We start from the raw sequence: 25,129 nt of genomic DNA, 5'->3' as shown, positions 1-25,129 counted from the left end.
AGGACAGTCGGGAACTCCTGCGCGTCCAAGTTCATCTGTTGGCCCCCTCGCCTTGCTCATGTTTCGGTTCGTATTTTATGAAGCCGAACAATTCTATCTTTTATTTATTCGTTTTGTTTCGAAAACGAAATACCATATATCTCGTATGTCATTTTTATTTTTGCACAAATAGGATATTGTTCTTGATTGAGCTTTGTTCCCGCGTAGGTGGCTGCTTTGAACGGCGTAGTTCAATAGCGGGCGCTAGCTGGACAGATGAAGAGGGGATTATTTCAGGTTTGTGCTTATGGCAATGATTTTTAAGCGTTTTGTCTGAATTACTGCGGGCGATAGACAAAAAAAATGCGCGGTGCCTTACGGCCCGCGCCAAGTCTACAAAGGAGAAATAGAGGAGAAACTATCAAGAAGCAATTGCTGCATCTCAACGAGAACAGATTATCCGGATTGCGGTAGCGAGTGTCAACATGTGCGTTTCCGAAAATGTCGAGAAATATAATTTTTTGTCGCGCTTAAGTACATTGCCGTTTACGATGCCTGATGGAATAAGGATTTAATTCATTGGCATATCGGATCGGGGTTCGAGCAATATCGTGGCGGCTGTGCCACAATACGTTTTTTTCGCTTGCTGCAGGATGCTCAGAGCCATGGACGCCGTCCGCCATACCCTTCCCGATCCGCGCCAATATCACCCCCAGGTTTCCCTGACCAATCGCCTGATCCACCATGCCCAGTCCGTGTTGGACGCGCCCAGCGCAGAGGATAGGGAAATGTGGAGGCAAGCGCTGGTGGGCGCCATGGATGAAATGCTGCAGCGCGGCGAGGTATTGTCCATCTCCGTGGCCCTGGCCATGGTGCCGACGCAAGCTTGCTATCAAGTGGTGTGGGACGCCCTGCGCCAGACCGTGGAAGAGGCCGGCGGCGCGCGAGCCTTGGTGTTCGCGCTGCCGCTGGTTTTGGTGGCGGGCAGCCGCGAACAGGCCGAGCTGCCGGGCGTCATCGCCGATGTGGACGCTTTGAACGGTTTGCTGCGCGAACACGGCGTGTTCGCCGCTGGAGCCGATGTCGCCTTGTCCGGGACGCTGCTGCACCCGGACAGCCTGGTAGGCATGGACGCCCTGACCCTATATAGGATGACGCGACAGGGCGACGCCGCCCGCGCCGTTTTGCCCGCTAAGGCGGCGCCGATCACGGTGAAGGAGGAGGGGGTGTTCCTGCGCTATCTGATAGGCGTGGCCATTCAGCGCGAAGGCGAGGCTTGCCCGGTCAGGCTGGGCGGCTCGGTGGGCGCTTGGGGCATGCCGCTGATGAAATTCTTGGGCGAGCAGTTGAAGGCCGATGGCGTGACGTTGTTCCCGATCGCTCGTCCCCCGCTGCCGGCGATGCAGGCGCTGGTGGCCGGCAATTACGCGCGCTTCGAAGTGGCGCTGCAGGTATTCGCCAGCAGCCAGATCCGCCGCCTGCGCGAACTGGACTTGGAGCCGGTGGCCATTCTGTCCGCACACGACAACGGCGAGCTGCACTTCACCTTGTCGGCCCAAGGCGACGAGCGCAATTGGGAAGGCTTTGTCTGGCCGCTGGCTTCGCTGGACAACGTCAAGCTGATAGAAGAAAGCTTCCGCGAGCTGATGGGCGAGTGCCGGGTGCGGGAGGTGCATGTGCTGCCCGATCTGCAGCCGGAAAGCCGCGACGGCGTGCCTCTGTTCTTCACCGCTGACGATCTCTAAGTTTCTTCGCCGTTTCGTTTACAGCCCCGCCTTGCGCGGGGCTTTGTATTTCAGCCAGCCGAGCGGGCCCACGGCGAGCCGGCCAGCCGCTGAGCCAGGTAATCCATCAGCGCCTGTGCCCGCGCCGGGCGGCCGCGGCCCGGCGGCGTCAGAATGTAGAGTGCCACCGGATCGACCTGCCACTCCGGCATCGCCGTTTCCAGCAGGCCGTCCTGCAAGTCCTGCCAAGCCAGGAATTCCGGCTGCAGGGCCAGCCCCAGGCCTGCTCGCAGTGCCGGGGCCAGCGCGTCGGCGTTGTTGACGCGCAGCGGCGCGCTCATCTCCAGCGCAAATTCGCCCTCACTCGCATGGCGGAAGCGCCAGTAGCGGCCGCCTTGCGCATTGCTGTACTGCAAGGCGCGGTGCCGCGCCAGTTCCGCCGGGTGGCTCGGCTTGCCGTGGCGCGCGAAGTAGGATGGCGCGCCCACCAGCAGGATGCGCACCGCGCACAGCCGGCGCGCCAGCAGGCTGGAGTCGGCCGGAGAGGCGATGCGCAGCGCCAGGTCCATCCGGTCCGCGACCAAATCCACTTGTTCGTCGCTGAAATGCAGATCCAGCTCCACTTCCGGATGTCGCGCCATGAAATCCGGCAGCAGCGGCGCCAGGTGGGATAGGCCAAAAGACATGGGGGCGGCTACGCGTATCCGTCCGCGCAAAACGCTGGATTGCTCCGCGATGTCCGCCTCTACCGCCTCTCCCTCGGCCAAGATGCGGGAAGCCCGCTCCAGCGCCGCGGCGCCGGCCTCGGTCAGCGTCAATTGGCGCGAGGTGCGATGCAGCAGGGTGGTTTTCATTCGGGCCTCCAGCCGCGACACGGCTTTGGACACCGTGGCTTGGGACAGCCCCAGCTCTTCGGCGGCGCGGGCGAAGGCGCCGCATTCGGCCACTTTGGCGAAAATGGCCCAGGCTTCCAGATCGGGCAGTCGTTTCATGAAGCATCCATTAGCATGTCGGCTTGAGGGGCTATCTCATCGTTCCAACAGAGTGAAGGCCGCTCAATTATCTAAAAAATGGAAAGCATGATATTCCATATATTCCATTAATGTTGGATTGGCGTTTGTTTATAGTGGCTACATCCTTATAGCGCCAAACAGGAGCCTGCCATGATAGAACGCCGTCCCTTCGCCAGCCTGGGCGCCGCCCAGCACGGCTGGCTTGACGCCAAGCACCATTTTTCCTTCGCCGACTACCGCGATCCCGAGCGCATGCGCTGGGGCAGACTGCGGGTATGGAACGACGACACCATTGCCGCTGGCACCGGTTTCGATCCGCATTCTCATTCCGATATGGAAATCATCACCTATGTCCGAGAAGGCGCGATCAGCCACGAGGACAGCCTGGGCAACCGCGGCCGCACCGAGGCCGGCGACGTGCAGGTGATGAGCGCCGGCAACGGCATCGTTCACTCGGAATTCAATCTGGAGCCGGTGGCCACCCGTATTTTCCAGATCTGGATCTATCCGGACCATCATGGCGGCGAACCATCCTGGGGCAGCAAGCCGTTTCCCAAGATCGACCGCTCCGGCGCCTTCATCGCGCTGGCCAGCGGCATGGATGGCGACGCCGACGCCCTGCCGATTCGCGCCGACGCCCGCGTGCTGGGCGCGGTATTGCAGGCCGGGGAGGAGGCCGCCTACCGTTTGGCTGAGGGCCGGCGAGCCTACTTGGTGCTGTCCGGCGGGGAGGCGCAAGTGAACGGCGTCGCCTTGCAAGCGGGCGATGGCGCGGCGATTCGCGGCGAGGAATGGATACGCGTTTCGGCGAGCCGGGAGGCCGAGCTGATCCTGGTGGACACGCGGGAATGAGCGGCGGCGCATGCTCCGGCGGGCTTGCTTCACGTTAAGGTTTCGCTTGAAGCATTTCGTGTAGAATGGCCGAATCGTTAACCCTTTGATGGATGAGTCAAAGATGTTCGCTGCTGACCAGACGATCGCCAAATTCGACCCAGAACTCGCCGCCGCCATTGCCGCGGAATGCCAACGCCAGGAAGATCACATCGAGCTGATCGCCTCGGAAAACTACACCAGCCCGGCGGTCATGGAAGCCCAAGGCTCCCAGCTGACCAACAAGTACGCCGAAGGCTACCCGGGCAAGCGCTTCTACGGCGGTTGCGAGCATGTGGATGTCGTCGAGCAGCTGGCCATCGACCGCGTCAAGCAGCTGTTCGGCGCCGAGTACGCCAACGTGCAGCCGCACTCCGGTTCCCAGGCCAATCAGGCGGTGTACTTCTCCATCCTGAAGCCGGGCGACACCGTGATGGGCATGAACTTGGGCCACGGCGGCCACCTGACCCACGGCTCCCCGGCCAACCTGTCCGGCAAGATGTTCAACATCGTCGCCTATGGTCTGAACGATAAGGAAGAAATCGACTACGACGACATGGAGCGCGTGGCGATGGAAACCAAGCCGAAGCTGATCATCGGCGGCGCATCCGCTTACGCTCTGCGCTTCGACTTCGAGCGCATGGGCCAGATCGCCAAGAAGGTGGGCGCTTACTTCATGGTGGACATGGCTCACTACGCCGGCCTGGTGGCCGCGGGCCTGTATCCGAACCCGGTGCCGCACGCCGACTTTGTGACCTCGACCACCCACAAAACCCTGCGCGGCCCGCGCGGCGGCATCATCCTGGCCAAGGCCGAGTTCGAGAAGAGCATCAACAGCAATGTGTTCCCGACGCTGCAAGGCGGCCCGCTGGAGCATGTGATCGCCGCCAAGGCCGTGGCCTTCAAGGAAGCGCTGCAGCCGGAGTTCAAGGCTTATCAGGAACAAGTGATCAAGAACGCCGCCATCATGGCCAAGACCCTGGCCGAGCGCGGCTTGCGCATCGTGTCCGGCCGCACCGAGAGCCACGTGTTCCTGGTCGATCTGCGCCCCAAGGGCCTGACCGGCAAACAAGCCGACGCGCTGCTGGGCCGCGCCCACATCACGGTCAACAAGAACTCGATCCCGAACGATCCGGAAACCCCGTTCGTCACCTCGGGCGTCCGTATCGGCTCCCCGGCCATCACCACCCGCGGCTTCAAGGAAGCCGAGGCCATCGAAGTGGCCAATATGGTCGCCGACGTGCTGGATAACCCGAACGACGACGCGCTGATCGCCCGCATCGCCGAGAAGGCCACCGCGCTGTGCCACCGTTTCCCGGTGTACGCCAAGTAAGCCTGCTCTTCCAGATGCAAGCCAGCCGCCCTTGACCGGGGATGCCGTTCGCTTATGCAAGCGAGCGGCATGCTTGTTGCTCAGTCCGATTTCAACAGCCCTGCCGGCGTAAGCTGGCAGGGCTGTTTCCTTTGGTAGCGTGCGCTAGCGAATGAATTGGCGCGGATGGAGCGGGCGATCCTCGCCCAGGGCGGTCAGCGCCGCCCGCATTTTCGCGCCGCAACGTAAAAACCGCCGGGAGATGACCCGGCGGTAGGTGCAGGCCTGCTTTTGAGTTAGCGGCCCAGCGCGTTGAGGATGGCGTAGATGGGCGACAGGGCGGCTTCGCCCAGACGCAGACTGCGCTGGCCGCTCCAGCCGAAGTCGTCGTCCGGCAGATTGTTATTGTCCTTGAACGGCATTTCCAGCGTGAAGGCGAGGCAGCCGAACTGCTCGCATACCCAGTTGGTGGCGATGCCCATATTGGCCTTGCCCGGCTCGTTGCGCGGGTAGCCGTGCTCGGTCTGGAAGTCCGGGCTGGCCAGCAGGAAGTGGTGGCGGAAGCTGTCGGCCAGGCTTTCCAGCTTTTCGTTCCAGGACGGCGCGCCCTCGGTGCCGGCCAGGAACACATAGGGGATGTTCTCGTCGCCGTGGATGTCCAGGAACAGGTCCACGCCGGTTTCCAGCATTTTTTCGCGCACCGCCAGCACTTCCGGGCTGTTTTCCGGGCTGGGGTTGGACCATTCGCGGTTCAGATTGGCGCCGGCGGCGTTGGTGCGCAGATTGCCCAGCACGGAGCCGTCAGGGTTCATGTTCGGCACCACGTAGAAGGTGGCGCGGTCCAGCAGCGCGCGGCTGGTCGGATCCTGCGGGTCCAGCAGGCGGTTCAGCAGGCCTTCGACGAACCACTCGGCCATGGTCTCGCCCGGATGCTGGCGCGCGGTGATCCAGATCTTCAGATCGGATTCCACTTCATGGCCTATGGTCAGCAGGTTCATGTCGCGGCCCTGCACGGTGGAGCCGAGATCCGATACCTGGCACAGGCCGGAGCCTTGCGCCTGGCCGATCAGGTTCAGGTGCTGTTCGTAGGAATAGGGCTCGAAATAAGCGTAATAGATGCTGCCGGACAGCGGCACGTGCTCTATCACCATCACACCGTCCTCGTAGCGCGTAGGCACGCGGAACCAGTTGATGCGGTCGTAGGAGGCCATGGCCTGGTAGTCCACCCAGCCTTGCGGATAGGCGCACTCGGCGGCATTGAGGAAACGGAAGGAGCAGTGTTGGTAGGCGGCCCCTTGCACGCGGAAGTAGAACCATTGCGCGATTTCGGCCGCGTTGTCGCGGCGGATGCGCAGTTGGATGTCGTCAAGGTTGTCGGCGGAGACGATCTCTATGCTGCCGGCGTCGAAGTTGCTGCTGATCTTCATGAGGGGAACCCGTGGTGCTTGCTCAATCTCTTAAAGCGCGATTGTAACCCCGTAGCGGTCGGACGCGCATCCGTTAAAGCGAAACCCCGCCGGTTTAGGGCGGGGTTGGGGACGGATTCAGCGCATGGCTCAGACAGTGGTGCCGCGCTTGGCCGAATTTTTCACGGCGTCTGCGGTGGCGCTGGTGGCGGCCTTGACGCTGCTGTCGGTGAATTCCGCTACTTGCTGGGCCGCCTTGCTGAAGGTGTTGACGGCTGCGGCTGCGGCTGCGACGGAGGTCTTCACCGCGTTCAGGGTGGCGTCGGAGCCGGCCGGCGCGTTCTTGGCGAACGATTCGATGGAGCTGATCAGCGACTTGTTGTACAGGCCGACGCTCTCTTCCACCAGCTTGTTCAGTTCGCTCTGCACGCCGGACACCACTTCGTATACATTGCGCGAGTGGTTCACTGCCTTGTCTACGGCCTGGGTGGCCACCTTGCTCAGATGGTTGACGGCTTCCTGAGCGTCTTTGAAGCCGGCCAGTTGCTTGGCGGCCTGGGTTTGCTCTTCCAGCGACTGCTTGGACGCATCCAGTTGCAGCTTGACCAGGCGCTCGGTGCTGTCGAGAGCGATCTGGGCGAAGCGCAGCGAGGATTCGATGCCGGTCAGAGCCAGTTTGTTCAGTTGTTCATTGTTTAAGGACATGGTGTAAAACCTCCATTACGTGGAAAATGGGGTCAAACGAAAGTCTTGCGTGATTAATTGTGCATTGCACAATGACGTCGAAATGTAGCACGCGAGGTGGGGTATTGGTAGTAGATTTGCTCTACTCTGTTGTATTTATGTTAGATTGCCAGCGCACAACACCACGACAATAAACCAGGAGTGTTAAATGAGTGTTGAGAAACGGGTCATCAAGAAGTACCCGAACCGTAGACTGTACGATACCGCCACCAGTTCCTACATCACGCTGGGCGACGTCAAGCAGCTGGTTCTGGACAATGTGGACATCCAGGTGGTGGATGCCAAGACGCAGGAAGACATTACCCGCAGCGTGTTGCTGCAGATCATTCTGGAAGAAGAAAACGGCGGCATGCCGATGTTCAGCTACGAGGTGCTGACGCAATTCATCCGTTATTACGGCCAGGCGATGCAAGGCATGATGGGGCCCTTCCTGGAGAAGAACCTGCAGCTGTTCTCGCAGTTACAGCAAAAAATGCAGGAGCAGACCCGCGCGATGTATGGCGACAACGCCATGCTGAACAGTTCGCTGTGGGGCGAGTTCATGAAGCTGCAGGGGCCGGCCATCCAGAACATGATGGCCAACTATATGGAGCAGAGCACCGGCATGTTTCTGGAAATGCAGAACCGCATGCAGGAGCAGACCAAGCAGTTGTTCGGCGGCTTCGGCTTCCCCGGCTATCCCGGCGGCGAAGACGACAAGAACAAGCCCTGAGGCGGCGGTTCGGGGCATCAGCAAAAAGCCGGAGGCAGCATGCCTTCGGCTTTGTTTTTATGCGGCGCGGCCGCGAGTGAAACGATATGACGACGAGCGAACGGGATTTACGGGACGCGCAACGTTTGCATTTGGCTGGCGAGGCGGAGGCGGCGGAAGCGGCCTATCGACGCTTGCTGGACGATGCGCAGCTGGGGCACGCCGCGCGGCACTGGCTGGGTTTTCTGCTGTTGCAGCGGGACCGGCCGGCAGAGGCGAAGCGCGAGCTGGCGCTGGCCGTCGCCGGCGAGAGTGGCCACGCGGAATGGCATTTTAACTTGGGCATGGCCTGCGCGCGCCTGGGAGAGGCGGCCGAGTCCATCGCGGCCTGGCGCGCCGCCGCGGCGCTTGATCCCGGGCGTTACGTCTATTGGAGCCAGCTGGGCGCGCAATTGGCGCGGGCGGGGATGGACGAGGAAGCCGAGCGCGCGCTGCGGCGCGCCATCTCGCTTGACCCGGGCTGCCCGGAAGCATTTTATCTGCTGACGGAATTGCTGTTGCGGCAAGGGCGTTACGCCGAGGCGCGGCGCTGCAACGCGCAGGGCGTGTTGGCGGAGCCTGCGGGCCGGATGGACGCCATCGCGGTGGCGCAGGCCTTGTGCGAATTGGATCGTTTCGATGAGGCCAAGGCATTGGCGCGGGACTGGCTGGCGCTGCGCCCAGGCGATCCGGTGGCCGCGCACATGCTGGCGGCGTTCGGCGGCGCGGGCGCGCCGCAGGCCTGCCCGGACGACTACGTCAGCCAGGCGTTCGACGCGGCGGCGGCAGGCTTCGACCGGGCGTTGGCGCGGCTGCGCTACCTGGGGCCGCAATGGCTGGCGGGTTGCCTAGCCGGCCGCGGCCTGGCCGAACGCTCGCTGCGCGCGCTGGATGTGGGCTGCGGCACCGGCTTGGCCGGCGCGGCCTTGCGCCGCTATGCCCGCCGGCTGGAGGGCGTGGATTTGAGCGCGGGCATGCTGGAACAGGCGCAAGCCAAGCTGGTGTACGACGACTTGCATCAGGCGGACATTCTCAGTCATCTGCGCGAACGGACGGACCGTTGGGATTTGATCGCCTGCATGGATACGCTGCCCTATATCGGCCGGCTGGAGCCCTTGTTCGAAGCGTTCGGCGCGGCGCTGCCGGCCGGCGGCCTGTTGTTGTTCAGCACTGAGCGGCTGGAGGAGGCTGGCGAGGATTTTCGCTTGCACCACAGCGGGCGCTATCGCCATGCCGCGAGCTATCTCGACGGCTTGCTGGCGAAAGGGTGGCGCGTGTTGTCGCGGGAGCGGCTGCCGGTGCGGGACGAGGCGGGCTGTCCGCTGGAGGGCGAGTTCGTTTGCGCGCTCCGCGTGGAGGGGGATAATATTTTTAATCATTTAAATGGCAAATAACGGTTTATTTGTAAATATTACGTATTGATAACCGGCGCGGAGGCAGCTATTCCTATTGCTGTCCCGCCAGGCCGGCCGCTCCGGCGCGGGCATTCTCCAATCGATGCAAGGATGCCGAAATGAAAGCCAAAGCCGCGCTCCCCCTGTTGTGGATGCTGGCGCTGTCCCCGCTGCTGCATGCGGCGGGCAAAACGCCGGGCACCTATACCAACTATCGTTTCCCCGCCGGCGTGGCAGGCTTGGACGCCGTGGACTTCGCCATCACGGTCAACAGCGATCCCGGCCATGCCGCCAATGTCTACTGGGCCAACCAGTTCGATCTGGTGGGCACGTCCGGCGCGTATGCCGGCATGCAGAGCAATGGCGGCAGCCCGCGCACTTTCCTGTTCTCCGCCTGGAACACCACGGACGCCAAGACCGGCAGCCCAGGCAGCTATTGCCTCACGTTTTCCGGCGAAGGCACCGGCCGTAGCTGCCGCATCCACGTGGACTGGAAGCAGGGCCACCGCTATCGCTTCCATATCGCCTACGAGGCGGACAACTGGCTGGGCGTAACCGTGGTGGACCAGACCGATGGCAGCTCGTTCAAGCTGGGCAGCATCAGGACGGCGGCCAGCAAGATTTCTCCCAATAATATGGTGAACTGGACGGAATACTTCGAGTGGAATAATGACAGAGCAACCTGCCTTGGCCAGCCGTATAGCCAGGCCACGTTCGGTTTGCCGGTCGGCATGGCTAACGGCCGGCAGGTTTCGGCCAGCGTCAGCGGCACTTCGGTCAGCCAGGCTTGCCCGGACTTCTCCAAAGTCAGCCGCGTGGCCAGCGGCAGCGCGCAGGAAAACGGCATCGGCAATAGCGCGCGCGGCCCCATCGTCAATGGCGGCCAATGTCTCGATGCCAGCGGCGGCATCCAGGAGGGCGCGGCCGCCATCGCCTACGGATGCACGGGCGGCGCCAACCAGGCCTGGGTGAAGGCGCGAGACGGCTCGCTGCAACTGCAAAACGACTACTGTCTGGAGGAGAACGGCGGAGGCGTGGATGTGCGGACTTGCAGCGGCAAGTCCCGCTGGAAGTTGGACGGCGGCGCGCTGCGCAGCGCGGCTAGCGGCTTATGCCTGAGCGCCAACCAATCGGGACAGCCGGTCAGCTTGCTGAAATGCGACGGCACGGCCCGCCAAAGGTGGACGCTGTCGGCGCGCTGAGCGCGTTGGTCGAGCGCCTTGCCTAGTGCTGAAAGTATTTCTGCCACAGCAGCAGAAACAGGAGCGCGAGGCCTGCGTGCAGCCAGGCGCGCAGGCGGAAGCCGCGCGCGCACTGGGCGGCGCTCAGCGTGGAAATCAGCATGGGCAGGCCATCCTGGGCGCGCTGCAGGATGAGGCCGGGGCCTGCGGCGGCGGTTTCGCTGTCGCTCACTTCGCGCTTCGCCGCCTGCACCACCTGCTCCCATTCCTCGGTTGAGAACGGACCGTCGTCGGGAAGCTGGAACCTGAGCCGCAGCGCCTTGGGGTCTTGTTTCCACTGCGCCAGCTTGGCGCCTACATCGATGATGAAGGCCGCGCCGCCGGCCGGCCCGCCCAAGGCGCTCAACTGGCCGGATATATACAGCGCCTCGCCTTCTTCTATCCAGGATTCGGTGAATTCATAGCCGTCCTCCACCCATTTCCGGCTATGGCTGGCCTGCACTTCCGCGGCCTCAGGGAGCACCAGCGCTTCCGCCGCGCCATCGCGCAGCAGGAAGCTGTCGTCGCTGGTCTGGCGCTCCCGCTCGGTTTCTGTTTCGAGCAGGCGACGCCAATCCCAGTCCGGCGAGCGTTCCATCCGGCGCTGGCTGCAGCTGTACCAAACGCAGCGGCGGCCGGACAGCGGGCTGATGTTGGGCGCGCCGGGGTGGCAGAAGGCGCGGCCGGACAGTTCCACCCTGCCCAGGGCGGCGGAGGCGATGCGGGAGCTGGGGGTGTCGGCCACCAGGCGGTAGCGGCGGTAATTGAGCCACCAGGCCAGCATGCCGAACAGCGCTAGCGTGGGCAGGGCATAGCGCCAGAAATGGCCTGTTTTCAGCTCAGCCCACGCGGCGATGGCGAGCAGATAAGGCAGGAAAAACAGTTTGTCCGTGCGGCTGAGCATCAGGCGAGCGAGGCAACTGCCATCTTACGGCTGGCGAAACAGCGAGGAAACGTCCACATCGCATGTTTCGTGGCTTTCGAAACGCAGGGGATGGGCGCCGGCGAAGCCGAACAGGCGGGCGATCAGCAGATCGGGGAATTGCTCGATCCGCATATTGTTGAGGTTGACGGCTTCGTTATACAGCTCGCGCCTGTCTGCTATGCTGTCCTCCAGCGCGCTGATGCGGCGAGACAATTGGCTGAACTGCTCATTGGCTTTCAATTCAGGATAGGCCTCCGCCACGGCGTTCAATTGCGCGATGCCGCGGCGCAGCAGGCCCTCCGAAGCGCCCAGGCGAGCGGCGTCATGGGCGGCGGAGCTGCTGGCGACGGCATTGCGGGCCTCCATCACCTTGAGCAACGTTTGTTGCTCGAACTGGGCGTATTGTTTGCAGACTTCGACCAATTTGGGGATTTCGTCATGCCGCTGCTTGAGCAGCACGTCGATATTGGCCCAGGCCTTGGCGACCGAATGCTTCAGACCGACCAGGCCGTTGTACAGGACGATGAAATAAAGCGTAAGCGCCAGAGCGGCGCCTATGAGAAGTGGCGAGCGCATGTCGAACCTTCCGCACGTCCTGTGCTGATATCAGACAGCCAGTATATCGACAGGCCGGACGGGGGCATCAAATTTGTCGCGCGGCGCCTTTTCCAGACAGTGCGCCTGTTGCATGAGCCTCCGCGTAAGCGCCGCGCGCACGATGTTCCGCTTTTTTCAGGCGGTTTGGGCCCGAACGTTTAACCGGTGCTGTCGGTTCTATCTCCGCGCTGTTGAGGCTTGGCGCGCGAGGGCAGGCTGGTCAGCACGCCCAGACCGATGATGGCGACGCTGATCAGGCCGGTGGCCACTTCGCCCAGCTCAACGTGCAGCGCGGCGGCGTACATGATGGCAACCAGCGCGGCGATAGCCCAGAATGCCGATACCTCCAGATAGCGGAATTGGCCTATCACGTCGCGCTCCACTAGGTATAGCGTCAGCGAGCGCACGAACATCGCGCCAATGCCTAGACCGGCGGCGATCAGCCAGAAGTCGCCGGTGATGGCGAAGGCGGCGATCACGCCATCCATGGAGAAGCTGGCATCCAGCACTTCCAGATACGCGAAGCCGATCAGGCCATTTTTGGCCGCCGCGGTCTTGATGTCCATGCCGCCGAACAGCTGCTTGAACATATGCAGCGCCATGAACACCACATAGCCCCAGAAGCAGCTGCTGATGAAGGCCAGCTTCTGTCCCGCAGGCACGAAGGCGGCCACGGCCGCCGCCGCCAGAATGACGAGCAGCGATTGCGCGTTCTCCACGCTGCCCAGCCGGGCCAGCAGCGGCTCTATGCCGGGCAGCCAGTGCTCGTCCTTCTCATGCTGCACGAAGTATTCGATCACCACCATCAACAAAAAGGTGGCGCCGAAGCCCATGATCATCAGATGGCTGTCATGCATGATTTGCCGGTAGCGCAGCGGCTGCTCCGTCGCCACGATGAAAGATTCGCCCAGCGGCACGCCGCCGGCGGTGGAAACGATCAGCAGCGGAAACAGGATGCGCATGCCGAACACAGCCACCGCGATGCCTACGGTCATGAAAACCCGGCGCCAGCGCGGGCTCATCGCTTTCAGAATGCCGGCGTTGACTACCGCGTTGTCGAAAGAGACGCTGGTTTCCAGCACCGCCAGCACCAAGGCGGTGAGCAGGAAGGAGCCGGCGCTCTCGGCGCCGCCGGCCTGGAAGCCGTACCAGGCGACGGCGGCCAGCGCGGCGACGCTGAAGGCCAGCGAGCCGCGGAAATACGAAAAAGTGGAAGACATGGGATAACCTGAGCAAGTGCGGCGTCGCCGCTGTATTTTTGGTATGGGCGGACAGCCGGGAAACCGGCTGTCGCAGCGGAATTATATGACGATGTCAGGCTGCGCGCATCAAGCGGCGGCCGCCACTCGGGACAGGCATTGGCGATAACGGCCATCTACCCGGTCGGCGAACCATTGCGTGGTCAGCTTGCGGGTGATCTTGGGGCTTTGCAGATTGATTTGCGGCATGACGGCGCGCGGCAGCGGCTTGCCGTCGCGGCGTTCCGCCAGCGCGAAGACCTGGCGGTGCAACTCGCTTTGGCCGAAGGCCGACGTCTTTTCCTGCTTCAGGTCGCGCAGGATGGCTTCCCGGCTCATGGCCAACTGGCCGGCAATGGCCAGCGCCGCCTGCTGGCTGCCGGAGGGCTGGCCGCCTTGATAATTCAGCAAGTCGCCGTCCAGCGCCAGCTTGCGGCCGCTCAGCCGCGTCAGCGCGGCCTGGAACGCCGCGTTGCGGCTGCTGTAGCGGCCGGCGTTGAAGTCGGCGAAGCGGTAGCGCATCTCTTGGTACGGCGCCGGGTATTGCAGCAGGATGGCCGCGCCGAAATAGACGCCGCCGCGCCGGGTAAACACCTCGTGGCGGATGCTGTCGCGGCGCGGGTAAGGATAGGGCCAGGCCTTGACGTGGGATTCGGCGAACTCCACGCTGACTTGCATGGGGCCGCCGGTCCGTATCGGATTCTTCATTTCCATGGGCAGTCCCATCTGCTTGGCCTCGCGCGCCATGTCTTCGAACAGCAGATTCATTTCGCGCTCGGTGCGCAGCGTATCTATCCGCGCCTTGTAGCTGCGGCCGTTGGGCGAGGTTTTCATCAAGGCTGCCTGGACCACGGGCAACGGCACCAAGTAGCGATGGGCTTTCTCTTCTATTTTGCCCCAGACGATCTTGGGCAGGCCCGGCACGACCGGGTCGCTCTGCCAGCTGGATTCCTGTTTGATCACAGCGGCCAACGCGCAAGCGTTCTCTGCTGTGGGCGGAATCCGCAAGTGGCGGAAGGCGCTGTCTATGTCGGCTATCCAGCCCTGGCGCTCGCGCACGCCGGCCGGCAGCGAGGCGGCGACGTAATTGCGCGGCGGCGCGGCGGTTGGCGCGACGACTGGCGGCGCGGCCACGGCTGGCGCGGGCTTTGCCGGCGCCTCCTGCGGCGCAGGGAGGGCCGAGGCGGGCGCTGTAGGAACGGTCTGCTCGGCCTGCCGCGGTTGGGCGGCGCAGCCTGCCAGCAGCGCCGCCGTGATGGCGAAGAGAAAGGTGCGGTTCATATTGTTATCGGATAGAGAAAGCGTGCGCCACAGAGTAGGGCGAACGCGGAACGGCCGCAAGCCGCGGCTTATGGCGCCGAGCGAACGTTCAGCGAGGCGGCAGATAGGCGGCCGGATTGACCACCTGAGTGCCCAGGCGCAGTTCGAAATGCAGCTTGACGCGGTTGGCGCCGGAGTCGCCCATGGTGGCGATCTGCTGGCCCGCGGAGACTTGCTCGCCTTCCTGCGCCAGCAGCTTCTGGTTGTGGGCGTAGACGGTCAAGGTGCTTTCATTGTGCTTGATGATCAGCAGGTTGCCGTAGGCGCGTATGCCCTTGCCCGAATAAACCACCTTGCCGGCCGCCGCGGCGCGCACAGGGTCGCCGGCGCTGCCAGCGATGTCCAGGCCCTTGTTGCGATTGCCGTCGAAGCCGGCGATGACGGGGCCAGAGGCGGGCCATTGCAGCGCGATGGTCAGTTTGGCCGGCGGTTGCGGCGGCTTCTCGGCCGGCTTGGCCGGCGCGGGTTTGGGCTTCGCCGCCGCGGATTTCCCCGCGTTGGCCGAGGGCTTGCCGGCGGAAGCTGCCGGCTGCACGCGCAGCAACTGGCCGGCCTGGATGACGGCGCTGTCCGCCAATTGGTTCCAGCGCGTCAGATTGCCCACGCTCTGCTTTTGCTGGCGAGCGATGCGGTACAGCGTATCGCCGGGCTGCACCCGATAATAGCCGGGCGGCGCCGGGGCATCGGTCTGCGGTGGCGTGGCGCAGGCAGCCAGCGCTAAACTGCTACAAAGAATCAGGGCTCGCAAAGACATGGCCGGAGTTTACACTGTCTGGACAATGCTGAGGGAGCGAGTCTGCTGGAGACGCAATGAAGAAATGGTTTTGGCTGGCATTGGCCTGCCTCTTGTCCACGCCGTCATGGGCGGCGCCGGAGCGGATGGTCATCAATCTGTATGGTCTGGATTATCCGCCATTCGTCATGAAGGTCGATGGCGGCGAGCGCGGCATCGCGCTGGAGGCGGTGGATAAGGTATTGGCGCGAGCGGGCATGCGCGGGCAACTGGTGATGCTGCCATGGAAGCGCGCGCAACTGCAGGCGCAGGGCGAGGAGTACGCCTGCCTGCTGCCGCTGACCCGCTCGCCCAAGCGCGAGGCTTTGTATCGCTGGATAGGCCTGTTGGACAACAGCGATCAAACCTTGTTCGTGTTGGCGGGCAAACCATCGCGCATCCATTCTCTGGAAGACCTGAAAGGCAAGCGGGTGGTGGCGCTGCTGGGATCGTCCATGTCGGATTGGCTGCGCATGCATCAGGTGGAGTTTGCCGAGTTGCCGACAACGGAAGACGCCTACCGAGAATTGAGTCTGGGCGTGGCGGATGCCTGGGCCGTGCATGCGCCGGTGGCGCGCTATCTGGTCAAGCAGCAAGGACGCAATGCGGTGCCCATCCAGCCCGCGCTGCGCTTGCAGGAAACCCATTTGTACCTGGCGTGCAGCAAGCGCATGCCGGAAGCCGTGGCGCAGAGGCTGTCCGAGGCCTTCAAGCAAGTGCGGGAAAGCGGCGAACTGGAGCGGATCACCGCGCGCTATCTGGAGTGAAAGATAGAAAAAGCCCCCGCCGAGGCGGGGGCTTGGCATGGGATGGGCGAGCGGATCAGCGGGTGATCGGCTTGTAGCGCAGGCGCTTGGGCTTGGCGCCTTCCTCGCCCAGGCGCTTCTTCTTGTCGGCTTCGTATTCCTGGTAGTTGCCGTCGAAGAAGGTCCATTGCGATTCGCCTTCCGCCGCCAGGATGTGGGTGGCGATACGGTCCAGGAACCAGCGGTCGTGCGAGATCACGAACACGGTGCCGGCGTATTCCAAGAGCGCGTCTTCCAGCGCGCGCAGGGTTTCCACGTCGAGGTCGTTGGACGGTTCGTCAAGCAGCAGCACATTGCCGCCCTTGAGCAGCGTCTTGGCCAGGTGCAGGCGGCCGCGTTCGCCGCCGGACAGCATGCCGACCTTCTTCTGCTGGTCCGCGCCCTTGAAGTTGAAGCGGCCCAGGTAGGCGCGGCTGGACATCTCGAACTTGCCTACGGTGAGGATGTCGGCGCCGGCGGCCACGTCTTCGAACACGGTCTTGTCGCCGTCCAGGCCTTCGCGGCTCTGCTCGACGAAGGCCATCTGCACGGTCTGGCCGATTTTCACGCTGCCGCTGTCCGGTTGTTCCTTGCCGGCTATCATTTTGAACAGCGTGGACTTACCGGCGCCGTTGGGGCCGATGATGCCGACGATGGCGCCCGGCGGGGCCTTGAACGACAGATTGTCGATCAGCAGGCGGTCGCCGAAGGCCTTGGACACGCCTTCGAATTCGATCACTTCATTGCCCAGGCGCTCGGCCACCGGGATGAAGATTTCCTGGGTCTCGTTGCGCTTCTGGGTTTCAAAGCTGGACAGTTCCTCGAAGCGGGCGATACGCGCCTTGGACTTGGCCTGGCGGCCCTTGGGGTTTTGGCGCACCCATTCCAGCTCCTGCTTCATCGCCTTCTGGCGTGCGGCTTCGCCCTTGGCCTCCTGCGCCAGGCGCGCTTCCTTCTGCTCCAGCCAGCCGGAGTAGTTGCCCTTCCACGGGATGCCTTCGCCGCGGTCCAGTTCCAGAATCCATTCGGCGGCGTTGTCCAGGAAGTAACGGTCGTGGGTCACGGCCACCACGGTGCCGGGGAAGCGCACCAGGAATTGCTCCAGCCATTCCACGGACTCGGCGTCCAGGTGGTTGGTCGGCTCGTCCAGCAGCAGCATGTCCGGCTTGGACAGCAGCAGCTTGCACAGCGCCACGCGGCGCTTCTCGCCGCCGGACAGCGGGCCGATCTTGGCGTCCCACGGCGGCAGGCGCAGCGCGTCGGCGGCGATTTCCAGCTGGTGTTCGACGTTGTCGTTGGCGCCGGCGGCGATGATGGCCTCCAGCTTGGCTTGTTCTTCAGCCAGCGCGTCGAAGTCCGCGTCCGGGTCGGCGTAGGCGGCGTAGACTTCTTCCAGGCGTTTTTGCGCGCCCATCACTTCGCCCATGCCGCTTTCCACCTCCTCGCGCACGGTCTTGTCCGCATCGAGCTGCGGCTCTTGCGGCAGGTAGCCGATGTTCAGCTTGGGCTGCCATTGCACTTCGCCGTCGTATTCCTTTTCCACGCCGGCCATGATTTTCAGCACGGTGGATTTGCCCGCGCCGTTCAGGCCCAGCAGGCCGATCTTGGCGCCGGGGAAGAAGGACAGCGAGATGTCCTTGATGATTTGCCGCTTGGGCGGGACGATCTTGCTCACGCGGAGCATCGACATCACGTATTGGGCCATGGATTCGTTCACATTGGTTGCTATGACTAGACGCCGATTCTACCAAAATAGGCGATCAAAACCAGATAGCCGAACGGCCGGCATAGGCCGGCCGTGAAACGGGAAGGGGATCAGAATGCCAGCGCCAGCGCGGCGGTGGCCAGCATGGCGAAGGCGCAGGCCACTTTGGCCACGGCGCCGACGATAAAACCGATGAAAGTGCCTACACCGACCTTGCCGGCCTGCAGGGCATCCTTGCGAGCCAGGAACTCGCCTATCACCGCGCCGACCAGGGGACCGAGGATGACGCCGGCCAGGCCCAGAAACATGCCGACCAGGCTGCCGATGAAGGCGCCCCACAGGGCCTGGCGGCTGGCGCCGGTGGCCTTGGCGCCCAAGAGGCCGGCGACGAAGTCTATCAACAGGCCCAGCGCGGCCAGCACTGCGAGTATGCTCAGGCTGATGGCGCCCAGGTGCTGGAAGTTGTCCAGCCACGAGGCCAGCAGCAGGCCGCCGAACAGCAGCGGCAGGCCGGGAATGGCCGGCAGGATGGTGCCGGCGAGGCCGGCGACCATCATCAGCGCGGCCGCCAGATAGCCCAGTATCGTCATCGGCTACTCCGCCTGCGGCCCGGTGTACAGCGCCAGCAGCTCAAGCTGCGCGCAGTGAGGCTTGCCGCGGCCGCCGCGGCGCTTGTAGCCGCCGTCCGGCTGCATTTCCCAGCTGTTGACGTTGTCGTCCAGATAAAGCCGCAGCGCTTCCTTGATGATGCGGCGTTTCAGCTTGCTGTCCAGAATGGGCACGCAGGTTTCGATGCGGCGGAAGAAGTTGCGGCCCATCCAGTCGGCGCTGGACATCAGCAGGTCTTCCTTGTGGTCGTTGTAGAAATAGAACACGCGCGGGTGTTCCAGGAAACGGCCGACGATGGAACGGACCGAGATGTTGTCGGACAGGCCCGGCACGCCCGGACGCAGCGCGCACACCCCGCGCACGATGAGCTGAATCTTCACGCCGGCCTGGCTGGCGCGGTATAGCGCGTGGATGACTTGCGGTTCCAGCAGCGAGTTCATCTTGGCGATGATCTGCGCCGGCTTGCCGGCCTGGGCGTGCTCGATCTCGCGCTCGATGGACTGCATGATCATGCTGTGCAGCGTGAACGGACTCTGGAACAGGTGCTTCAGGCTGCTGGCGCGGCCCAGGCCGGTCAGCTGGACGAAGATGTCGTTGACGTCGCTGGCGATTTCCTCGTTGCAGGTCAACAGGCCGAAGTCCGTGTACAGCCGCGCGGTGCGCGGGTGGTAGTTGCCGGTGCCCAGGTGCACGTAGCGGCGCAGGCCGTGCGCTTCGCGGCGCACCACCATCAGCATTTTGGCGTGAACCTTGTAGCCGATCACGCCGTACACCACGTGGGCGCCGGCGTCCTCCAACCGGCTGGCCCAGCTGATGTTCGCTTCCTCGTCGAAGCGCGCCATCAGCTCCACTACCACCGTCACTTGCTTGCCGGCGCGGGCGGCGGCGATCAGCGACTCCATCAGAACGGAGTCGGTGCCGGTGCGGTACACCGTCATCTTGATCGCCACCACGTGCGGGTCGGTCGCCGCCTGGGTCAGGAAGTCGATCACCGGCTGGAAGCTCTGGTAGGGGTGGTGCAGCAGCACATCGCCCTTGCGTATGGCCTCGAACAGAGCGGGAGACTTCGGTTTCTTCTGCAGCAGAGTCGGCAGCGAGGGGGAGAAGGTCGCAAACTTCAGGTCCGCGCGGTCCACCAGATCCGGCACTTGCATCAGCCGCACCAGGTTAACCGGACCATTGACGCGGTAGACATCGCGCGGCTGCAGGTTGAACTGGGTCAGCAGGAAGGATTCCATATGCTGCGGGCAGGTGTCGGCGATTTCCAGCCGCACGGCGTCGCCGAACTGGCGCTGGCGCAACTCGCCCTGCAGCGCGGTGCGCAGGTTCTTGAAATCGTCGTCTTCCACCGACAGCTCGCTGTCGCGCGTGACGCGGAACTGGTAGCAGCCCTTGACCGTCATGCCCGGGAACAGTTCGTGCACGTGGGAGTGCAGGATGGAGGACAGGAAGACGAAGCAATGGGAATGGCCATCGCAGACTTCGGCCGGCAGCTTGATCACGCGCGGCAGGATGCGCGGCGCCTGCACGATGGCGGTGCCGGAGGCGCGGCCGAAGGCATCGCGGCCTTCCAGCTCCACCGCGAAGTTCAGCGATTTGTTCAGCACCTTGGGAAACGGGTGCGAGGGATCAAGCCCGATAGGCGTCAGGATGGGCATCAACTCGCGGAAGAAATAGTTCTGTACCCATTCCTGCTGTTGTTCGGTCCACTCGCTGCGGCGCAGGAAAATAATGCCCTGCTCGCGCAGCGCCGGGAACAGCACCTCGCTCATCACCGCGTATTGCTCGCGCACCAGCTGGTGGCTGGCGCGGGACACTTTAGCCAGAGCCTGCCCCGGCGTGGAGCCGTCCGCCAGGATGCGTTCCGGCGTGGCATGGGCCGCTTCCTGCAGCCAGGCCACGCGGACTTCGAAGAATTCGTCGAGGTTGGAAGAGACGATGCACAGGAACTTCAGCCGTTCCAGCAGCGGCAGGTTCGGGTCTTCCGCCTGGGCCAGCACGCGGCGGTTGAATTCTATCAGTCCCAGTTCACGGTTCAGCAGCAGGTCTTGCGGTTGTGACATACGGTGTGTGAGCCAAATTCGAAAGGTGGAGACAATAAAGCCCTCGCTTGGAGGGCTGGATTTCGCAATTAGTTCTGCGGCGGCGTGTAGCCTGCCGGCGCATCGGCGCCGGCGCCGAAGAAGTAGGCCTCCAATTGGGCGGCCAGATATTGGCGGGCGCGGGCATCGGCCAGGCTGAGACGGTTTTCGTTGATCAGCATGGTCTGGTAGCGCAGCCAGCCTTGCCAGGCTTCCTTGGAAACGCTCTCGAAAACGCGCTTGCCCAGTTCGCCCGGCAGCGGCGGAAAGTCGAGGCCTTCGGCTTCGCGGCCCAGCTTGACGCAATTGACGGTTCTGCTCATCGCTTAATCCTTGCTTGTATTCTGATTGGCACAGCGGACTATTGTGTCACAGCGGCCGCGCGCTTCCAACCGTGGCGGCATCATGGCTTCAATCTGTTACAGCTGTTTTACAAACACCTTGGAGCGGCGCTGGTAATTGTAGAACTGCTGGCGCGCCAGCGGCAGCGAGCTCTTGTCCGCCTCGGCGAAGCCGCGCTCGACGAACCAGTGAGAGGTCTGGGTGGTCAGCACGAACAGCGACAGCAGGCCGCGGGTGCGCGCCTGGTATTCCACGTGCCTGAGCAGCATCTCGCCGAAGCCGCCGTCGCGCTTTTCCTGGGACACGGCCAGGCAGGCCAGCTCAGCGGTTTCGGCCTCGGGAAACGGATGCATGGCCACGCAGCCGTAGATCTTGCCGTCGTGCTCCAGCACCGAGTATTCGCCTATCTCCACTTCCAGCCGCTCGCGGCTGCGCCGGACCAGAATGCCTTGTTCTTCCAGCGGGCGGATCAAGCCGAGGATGTCGCCCACGTCTTCTATGCTGGCGTTGCGCACCCGCACCAGCGGCTCGCGCGCGATCATGGTGCCGTTGCCGCCTCGGGTGAAGTGCTCCAGCAGCAGCGCGCCGTCCTGGTGGCGGCTGACCAAGTGGGCGCGCGGAATGCCTTCGCGCGTGGCGCGGATGCAGTAGGGCAGGTAGGCGGCCACGTCTTCCGGCAGGCTGCCGGATTCCAGCATCTCCTCGGCCTGGTGCGAGGTCAGCGAGCTGATCAACTGGCCGTCGCGCTCCACCACGCCGCGTCCTTCTACCACATAGATCAGCTTTTCTGCCTTCAGCGAGATGGCGACGTGGGTGGCCAGCTCTTCCATGGTCAGGTTGAAGCTCTCGCCGGTCAGCGAATAGCCCACTGGCGTCAGCAGCACCAGCTCGCCGGCGTCCAGCCGTTGGCGGATGCCGGCGGCGTCCACGCGGCGCACCTGGCCGGTGTATTGCATGTCCACGCCGTCCAGCACGCCCAGCGGCTGGGCGGTGACGAAGTTGCCGCCGGCCACCCTGAGGTGGGAGCCGTGCATCGGAGAGTGCGGCATGCCCATGGACAGCCTCGCCTCGACGTCGTGGCGGGTGGCGCCGGCGGCTTGCTTGACCGCTTCCATGGTTGCGGCATCGGTGACGCGGCGGTCTCGGTGGAACAGGCGGGCGATGCCGTGGCGCTTCAGCAACGCCTCGATCTGCGGCCGGATGCCATGCACCAGCACGATGCGCACGCCCAGGCTGACCAGCAGATTGATGTCCTGCGCCATGCTGGAGAAGTCGCCGTCTATCAGGCTTTCGCCGCCCAGGGCCAACACGAAGGTCTTGCCGCGGTAGGCGTTGATGTAGGGCGCGGCTTCGCGGAAGGTGAGAACGAAATCGTTGTTGAGCATGGCGGCGGCCTCCTGCGTAGAACAACCAACAAGCATATCAGGATTGTCGGCGAGGCGTGTGTCGGAACGTACGAGGCGGGGAGGGATGGAAAAATGAAAACGCCGCCCCAGCGGGGCGGCGTTAGGCGAGGCGCGGCCAGCGTCAGTTGGCGCGCTTCTCCAGGATTTGCTGCACTTTCAGCACGTTCAAGGCTTGCGACAATTGGTAGTCGTTCTTGACGCTTGGCTCGCGCGGACCGAACTGGCCGCCTTCTTCCGGCTTGGCCGGCTCGGCGCCCTTGTCGGTCTGCGGCGGCGTAATCAGTTTGGGCGCGGGCTTGGCGGCCTTGGCCGGCTTATCGTCGCCGTTGGGGTTGGCCAGGTGGTTCTCCAGGTCCGCTTCGCGGACGCGCAACGCCTGGTCGGCCGCGGTCAGCGTGGCGTCTTCCACTACCACGTCCGGCGTGATGCCTTTGGCCTGGATGGAGCGGCCGCTAGGCGTGAAGTAACGCGCCGTAGTCAGTTTGATGCCGCCCTGGCTGCCCAGCGGCAGGATGGACTGCACCGAGCCCTTGCCGAAAGTCTGGGTGCCGACCAGCACCGCGCGCTTCTGGTCCTGCAGCGCGCCGGCGACGATTTCCGAGGCCGATGCGGAGCCGCCGTTGACCAGCACCACCATGGGCACGTTGCGCGACTGCGCAGGCAACGCAGCCAGCGGATCGGTGCCGTTCTGGCGCGCGTAGTTCTGCAAGGTGGCGGTCAGGCGCATCTTGGCGTCCGGCGTGCGGCCTTCGGTGTAGACCACCAGCTTGTCCTTGGGCAGGAAGGCCGCGGCCACGCCGACGGCGCCGTTCAGCAGGCCGCCCGGATCGTCGCGCAGGTCCAGCACCAGGCCCTTCAGCGGCTGCTTGTTGTCCTGGTACAGCTTGTGCAGGCCGGCGGCCAGGTCCTCGGCGGTGTGCTCCTGGAACTGGGCGATGCGGACGTAGCCGTAATCAGGTTCCAGCATCTTGTATTTGACGCTCTTGGTCTTGATCACGGCGCGCGCCAGCGTGAACACCAGCGGCTTGGTTTCGTTCTTGCGGGCGATGGTCAGCGTGACCTTGGTGCCCGGCTTGCCGCGCATTTTCTTCACGGCGTCGTTCAGCGACAGGCCGCGCACCGGCGTGTCGTCGATCTTGATGATCAGGTCGCCGCTCTTGATGCCGGCCTTCTGCGCCGGGGTGTCCTCGATGGGCGAGACCACCTTGACCAGGCCGTCCTCGGCGCCGATCTCGATGCCCAGGCCGCCGAACTCGCCCTGCGTGCCTTCGCGCAGTTCTTTGAACTCTTCCGGCTTCATGTAATCGGAGTGCGGGTCCAAGCCGGTCAACATGCCCTTGATCGCCTCGTCTATCAGCTTTTTGTCGTCCACCGGCTCGACATAGCTTTGCTTGATCAGGCTGAACACCTCGGCGAAGGTGCGCAGCTCGTTCAGCGGCAGCGGCGAGGCCTCTTTGTCGGCCAGCGCCTGCATGCTGAGGGTCAGGACGCCGCCGGCCATGGCCCCTGCCACCAACCAGGCGATCTTTTTCATTCTTTGGCTGCTCATGCTTTGCTGATTCTCCGTACCCGGCACCTTAGCGTGTCCAGGCTTGCGGGTTGAGGGTGCGACCCAGATGCCGGATTTCAAAGTACAGTCCGGCCTCTCCGTTGTCCAGTGTACCAGTGTTGCCGAGTGTGTCACCGGCCTTGACGCCGCTGCCGTTGGATTTGGCGATGGCGGACAGGCCGGTGTAGACCGTCATGTAGTTGCCGCCATGGTCGACGACGACGGCCTTGCCGTAGCCCCTCAGCTCATCTGCATATACTACCGTGCCATCGGCCACGCTGTGTACTGGCTGGCCAGCCGCGCTGCGGATGAACACGCCCTTCCAGGTGGTGCCTTCACGGCGCGGTTTGCCGTAGCCGCCCGTGATTTGTCCGGCCACCGGCAGCTTCATCTTGCCTTGCAGGCTGGCGAAGGCGCGGCCGGCGGCGCTGTCGTCGGCCACATCGTCCACTTTCTGCGCCGGCTCTTCCTTGACCACGACTTGCTTCTTGGCTTCCTCAGGCACCGGCTTGCCCTGCTTCTTGGCTTGCTCGGCCAGCTTGCGGCGGCGTTCGTTTTCCTTGCGCGCGGCTTCGCGGGCGGCGGCCAGCTTGGCCTTGCGCGCCTCGGCGGCCTTGCGCGCGGCTTCCGCCTTGCGGCGCTGGATTTCGCGGTTGATCTGGGCGATCAGATTGCTCAGGTGCTTCTCGTCTTCCTGCAACTGGGTCAGCTTGCCCTGGCCCTGTTTGATCTCGCCGGACACCTTGTTCAATTGCTGCACCTGCTGGGTCTTGCCTTGCTCCAGCTGGCTCTTTTCCTGGGTCTTGCGGCTGGACAGCTTGTTCAGCTGCGCCAATTGCTGTTCCAGTTGCGCGGATAGGGTTTCCAGCTGCTGCTGCTGGCTGAGCAGCTGTTGCACCAGCAATTGCTCGGCGCGGGCAATGTGCTGGTAATAAGTCAGATCGCGCGCGCTCTGGTTGGGATCGCCGTCGTTCAGCATCAGCTTCATCGCGTCATGCTGGCCGTTCTTGTATTGCCGCACCAGCATCTGGCCGACGCGCTCGCGGGTATGACCCAGTTTGCCGCGGGTTTGTTCGATCTGGGCGCGCAGGGCATCCAGTTGCTGCTCCGAGCGGTTTTGCTTCTGCTCCAGCGTGGCCAGCGCCTGCCGGGTCTGGCTGATGGCCTGCTCGGACTCCTGGATGGCGGACTGCGCCTCCTGCTTGATGGACTGCTTCTGCGCCAGGTCTTTCTTCAGGCTGTCGATTTCCTTGCGCACGTTTTTCAAGTCCTGCTGGTGCGGGGCGGGCGACAGAGCGGAGGAGGAGGTCGTGTTGGCCGCCTGGGCGGCGCCGGCCAGCAGGGCCAGCAGGAGATAGCGTTTCATTCCTTGGGTGTTCTTTCGCTTGAGGCAAGCGCGGCGGCCATG

The 25,129-nt window shown here is 63.6% G+C and carries 22 protein-coding genes; 7 read left to right on the top strand and 15 right to left on the bottom strand.

What is annotated here, in order from left to right; translation table 11 throughout:
• Window positions 1-644: 644 nt before the first annotated feature.
• On the top strand, window positions 645-1,724 hold the full coding sequence (locus C2I19_RS21190) for a hypothetical protein (RefSeq protein WP_103904553.1): 1,080 nt from the start codon (window positions 645-647) through the stop codon (window positions 1,722-1,724).
• A gap of 50 nt (window positions 1,725-1,774) precedes the next feature.
• Here C2I19_RS21190 and C2I19_RS21185 read toward each other — a convergent pair whose 3' ends face one another.
• Entirely contained in the window at window positions 1,775-2,695 is a 921-nt protein-coding gene (locus tag C2I19_RS21185; protein ID WP_103904552.1) for a LysR family transcriptional regulator, read from the bottom strand.
• A gap of 171 nt (window positions 2,696-2,866) precedes the next feature.
• Here C2I19_RS21185 and C2I19_RS21180 point away from each other — a divergent pair, with 171 nt between their 5' ends.
• Together C2I19_RS21180 and glyA are read left to right on the top strand one after the other, a co-directional pair.
• Window positions 2,867-3,568: a pirin family protein gene (locus C2I19_RS21180; RefSeq protein WP_103904551.1), complete on the top strand. Its 702-nt coding sequence runs from the start codon at window positions 2,867-2,869 to the stop codon at window positions 3,566-3,568.
• Window positions 3,569-3,671: 103 nt separating this feature from the next.
• On the top strand, window positions 3,672-4,919 hold the full coding sequence (gene glyA / locus C2I19_RS21175; RefSeq protein WP_103904550.1) for a serine hydroxymethyltransferase: 1,248 nt from the start codon (window positions 3,672-3,674) through the stop codon (window positions 4,917-4,919).
• 275 nt (window positions 4,920-5,194) lie between these two features.
• Here the strand turns inward: glyA and C2I19_RS21170 are convergent, their stop codons facing one another.
• Both C2I19_RS21170 and C2I19_RS21165 read right to left on the bottom strand, forming a co-directional pair.
• Entirely contained in the window at window positions 5,195-6,325 is a 1,131-nt protein-coding gene (locus C2I19_RS21170) for a M14 family metallopeptidase (protein WP_103904549.1), read from the bottom strand.
• A 129-nt stretch (window positions 6,326-6,454) separates the two neighbouring features.
• Window positions 6,455-7,009: a phasin family protein gene (locus C2I19_RS21165; protein ID WP_103904548.1), complete on the bottom strand. Its 555-nt coding sequence runs from the start codon at window positions 7,007-7,009 to the stop codon at window positions 6,455-6,457.
• A 187-nt stretch (window positions 7,010-7,196) separates the two neighbouring features.
• Between C2I19_RS21165 and phaR the strand changes: the two genes are divergently transcribed.
• The 3 genes from phaR (at window position 7,197) to C2I19_RS21150 (ending at window position 10,374) form a co-directional block, all read left to right on the top strand.
• Window positions 7,197-7,760, top strand: coding sequence for a polyhydroxyalkanoate synthesis repressor PhaR (phaR, locus tag C2I19_RS21160; protein WP_103904547.1), 564 nt, complete (start codon window positions 7,197-7,199; stop codon window positions 7,758-7,760).
• Between the two features lie 86 nt (window positions 7,761-7,846).
• Window positions 7,847-9,172 (top strand): methyltransferase domain-containing protein, encoded by a 1,326-nt coding sequence (locus C2I19_RS21155; protein ID WP_103904546.1) that lies wholly within the window; start codon window positions 7,847-7,849, stop codon window positions 9,170-9,172.
• Window positions 9,173-9,291: 119 nt separating this feature from the next.
• Window positions 9,292-10,374 carry an RICIN domain-containing protein gene (locus C2I19_RS21150; protein ID WP_103904545.1) on the top strand — a complete coding sequence of 361 codons (1,083 nt, stop codon included), beginning with the start codon at window positions 9,292-9,294 and terminating at the stop codon, window positions 10,372-10,374.
• A gap of 22 nt (window positions 10,375-10,396) precedes the next feature.
• Here C2I19_RS21150 and C2I19_RS21145 read toward each other — a convergent pair whose 3' ends face one another.
• From C2I19_RS21145 to C2I19_RS21125, 5 genes are all read right to left on the bottom strand, one after another.
• A complete protein-coding gene (locus C2I19_RS21145; RefSeq protein ID WP_103904544.1) occupies window positions 10,397-11,296 on the bottom strand; it encodes a hypothetical protein in 900 nt (299 codons plus the stop codon).
• 24 nt (window positions 11,297-11,320) lie between these two features.
• The gene (locus tag C2I19_RS21140) at window positions 11,321-11,893 is read right to left on the bottom strand and encodes a LemA family protein (RefSeq protein WP_103904543.1); all 573 of its coding nucleotides are present in this window, start codon (window positions 11,891-11,893) and stop codon (window positions 11,321-11,323) included.
• A gap of 179 nt (window positions 11,894-12,072) precedes the next feature.
• Window positions 12,073-13,134 carry a DUF475 domain-containing protein gene (locus tag C2I19_RS21135; protein WP_103904542.1) on the bottom strand — a complete coding sequence of 354 codons (1,062 nt, stop codon included), beginning with the start codon at window positions 13,132-13,134 and terminating at the stop codon, window positions 12,073-12,075.
• Window positions 13,135-13,242: 108 nt separating this feature from the next.
• Complete coding sequence (locus C2I19_RS21130) at window positions 13,243-14,433, bottom strand: DUF1615 domain-containing protein (protein ID WP_103904541.1); 1,191 nt, start codon at window positions 14,431-14,433, stop codon at window positions 13,243-13,245.
• An 88-nt stretch (window positions 14,434-14,521) separates the two neighbouring features.
• Window positions 14,522-15,226 carry a peptidoglycan DD-metalloendopeptidase family protein gene (locus C2I19_RS21125; RefSeq protein WP_103904540.1) on the bottom strand — a complete coding sequence of 235 codons (705 nt, stop codon included), beginning with the start codon at window positions 15,224-15,226 and terminating at the stop codon, window positions 14,522-14,524.
• 56 nt (window positions 15,227-15,282) lie between these two features.
• Here C2I19_RS21125 and C2I19_RS21120 point away from each other — a divergent pair, with 56 nt between their 5' ends.
• On the top strand, window positions 15,283-16,011 hold the full coding sequence (locus tag C2I19_RS21120) for a substrate-binding periplasmic protein (RefSeq protein WP_103904539.1): 729 nt from the start codon (window positions 15,283-15,285) through the stop codon (window positions 16,009-16,011).
• Window positions 16,012-16,066: 55 nt separating this feature from the next.
• Here C2I19_RS21120 and ettA read toward each other — a convergent pair whose 3' ends face one another.
• The 7 genes from ettA to C2I19_RS21085 all read right to left on the bottom strand — a co-directional run bounded on the left by ettA (window position 16,067) and on the right by C2I19_RS21085 (window position 25,087).
• Complete coding sequence (ettA, locus tag C2I19_RS21115) at window positions 16,067-17,734, bottom strand: energy-dependent translational throttle protein EttA (RefSeq protein ID WP_103904564.1); 1,668 nt, start codon at window positions 17,732-17,734, stop codon at window positions 16,067-16,069.
• A gap of 110 nt (window positions 17,735-17,844) precedes the next feature.
• Window positions 17,845-18,324, bottom strand: coding sequence for a DUF456 domain-containing protein (locus tag C2I19_RS21110; RefSeq protein WP_103904538.1), 480 nt, complete (start codon window positions 18,322-18,324; stop codon window positions 17,845-17,847).
• 3 nt (window positions 18,325-18,327) lie between these two features.
• Entirely contained in the window at window positions 18,328-20,406 is a 2,079-nt protein-coding gene (ppk1, locus tag C2I19_RS21105) for a polyphosphate kinase 1 (RefSeq protein ID WP_103904537.1), read from the bottom strand.
• Between the two features lie 68 nt (window positions 20,407-20,474).
• Window positions 20,475-20,747, bottom strand: a complete 273-nt coding sequence (locus tag C2I19_RS21100; protein WP_103904536.1) for an oxidative damage protection protein — start codon at window positions 20,745-20,747, stop codon at window positions 20,475-20,477.
• A gap of 96 nt (window positions 20,748-20,843) precedes the next feature.
• Window positions 20,844-22,151, bottom strand: a complete 1,308-nt coding sequence (gene argA / locus C2I19_RS21095) for an amino-acid N-acetyltransferase (RefSeq protein ID WP_103904535.1) — start codon at window positions 22,149-22,151, stop codon at window positions 20,844-20,846.
• 142 nt (window positions 22,152-22,293) lie between these two features.
• Window positions 22,294-23,706 (bottom strand): S41 family peptidase, encoded by a 1,413-nt coding sequence (locus C2I19_RS21090; RefSeq protein ID WP_103904534.1) that lies wholly within the window; start codon window positions 23,704-23,706, stop codon window positions 22,294-22,296.
• A gap of 43 nt (window positions 23,707-23,749) precedes the next feature.
• Window positions 23,750-25,087, bottom strand: a complete 1,338-nt coding sequence (locus C2I19_RS21085) for a murein hydrolase activator EnvC family protein (protein ID WP_103904533.1) — start codon at window positions 25,085-25,087, stop codon at window positions 23,750-23,752.
• Window positions 25,088-25,129: the final 42 nt, after the last annotated feature.

The sequence above is a fragment of the Chromobacterium alticapitis genome (genome assembly GCF_002924365.1).
Lineage (GTDB): Bacteria > Pseudomonadota > Gammaproteobacteria > Burkholderiales > Chromobacteriaceae > Chromobacterium > Chromobacterium alticapitis.
Note: the sequence above shows the minus strand (reverse complement) of the source record. Positions and strands in the feature narration are given on the sequence as shown.

Coding starts and splice junctions, on each gene's coding strand:
- C2I19_RS21165 (WP_103904548.1), bottom strand. CDS start 7,009: ATGTCCTTAAACAATGAACAACTGAACAAACTGGCTCTGACCGGCATC.
- argA (WP_103904535.1), bottom strand. CDS start 22,151: ATGCTCAACAACGATTTCGTTCTCACCTTCCGCGAAGCCGCGCCCTAC.
- C2I19_RS21110 (WP_103904538.1), bottom strand. CDS start 18,324: ATGACGATACTGGGCTATCTGGCGGCCGCGCTGATGATGGTCGCCGGC.
- C2I19_RS21130 (WP_103904541.1), bottom strand. CDS start 14,433: ATGAACCGCACCTTTCTCTTCGCCATCACGGCGGCGCTGCTGGCAGGC.
- C2I19_RS21155 (WP_103904546.1), top strand. CDS start 7,847: ATGACGACGAGCGAACGGGATTTACGGGACGCGCAACGTTTGCATTTG.
- C2I19_RS21190 (WP_103904553.1), top strand. CDS start 645: ATGGACGCCGTCCGCCATACCCTTCCCGATCCGCGCCAATATCACCCC.
- ppk1 (WP_103904537.1), bottom strand. CDS start 20,406: ATGTCACAACCGCAAGACCTGCTGCTGAACCGTGAACTGGGACTGATA.
- C2I19_RS21145 (WP_103904544.1), bottom strand. CDS start 11,296: ATGCTCAGCCGCACGGACAAACTGTTTTTCCTGCCTTATCTGCTCGCC.
- C2I19_RS21085 (WP_103904533.1), bottom strand. CDS start 25,087: ATGAAACGCTATCTCCTGCTGGCCCTGCTGGCCGGCGCCGCCCAGGCG.
- C2I19_RS21135 (WP_103904542.1), bottom strand. CDS start 13,134: ATGTCTTCCACTTTTTCGTATTTCCGCGGCTCGCTGGCCTTCAGCGTC.
- C2I19_RS21120 (WP_103904539.1), top strand. CDS start 15,283: ATGAAGAAATGGTTTTGGCTGGCATTGGCCTGCCTCTTGTCCACGCCG.
- C2I19_RS21090 (WP_103904534.1), bottom strand. CDS start 23,706: ATGAAAAAGATCGCCTGGTTGGTGGCAGGGGCCATGGCCGGCGGCGTC.
- C2I19_RS21180 (WP_103904551.1), top strand. CDS start 2,867: ATGATAGAACGCCGTCCCTTCGCCAGCCTGGGCGCCGCCCAGCACGGC.
- ettA (WP_103904564.1), bottom strand. CDS start 17,734: ATGGCCCAATACGTGATGTCGATGCTCCGCGTGAGCAAGATCGTCCCG.
- C2I19_RS21100 (WP_103904536.1), bottom strand. CDS start 20,747: ATGAGCAGAACCGTCAATTGCGTCAAGCTGGGCCGCGAAGCCGAAGGC.
- C2I19_RS21125 (WP_103904540.1), bottom strand. CDS start 15,226: ATGTCTTTGCGAGCCCTGATTCTTTGTAGCAGTTTAGCGCTGGCTGCC.
- C2I19_RS21140 (WP_103904543.1), bottom strand. CDS start 11,893: ATGCGCTCGCCACTTCTCATAGGCGCCGCTCTGGCGCTTACGCTTTAT.
- C2I19_RS21170 (WP_103904549.1), bottom strand. CDS start 6,325: ATGAAGATCAGCAGCAACTTCGACGCCGGCAGCATAGAGATCGTCTCC.
- phaR (WP_103904547.1), top strand. CDS start 7,197: ATGAGTGTTGAGAAACGGGTCATCAAGAAGTACCCGAACCGTAGACTG.
- C2I19_RS21185 (WP_103904552.1), bottom strand. CDS start 2,695: ATGAAACGACTGCCCGATCTGGAAGCCTGGGCCATTTTCGCCAAAGTG.
- C2I19_RS21150 (WP_103904545.1), top strand. CDS start 9,292: ATGAAAGCCAAAGCCGCGCTCCCCCTGTTGTGGATGCTGGCGCTGTCC.
- glyA (WP_103904550.1), top strand. CDS start 3,672: ATGTTCGCTGCTGACCAGACGATCGCCAAATTCGACCCAGAACTCGCC.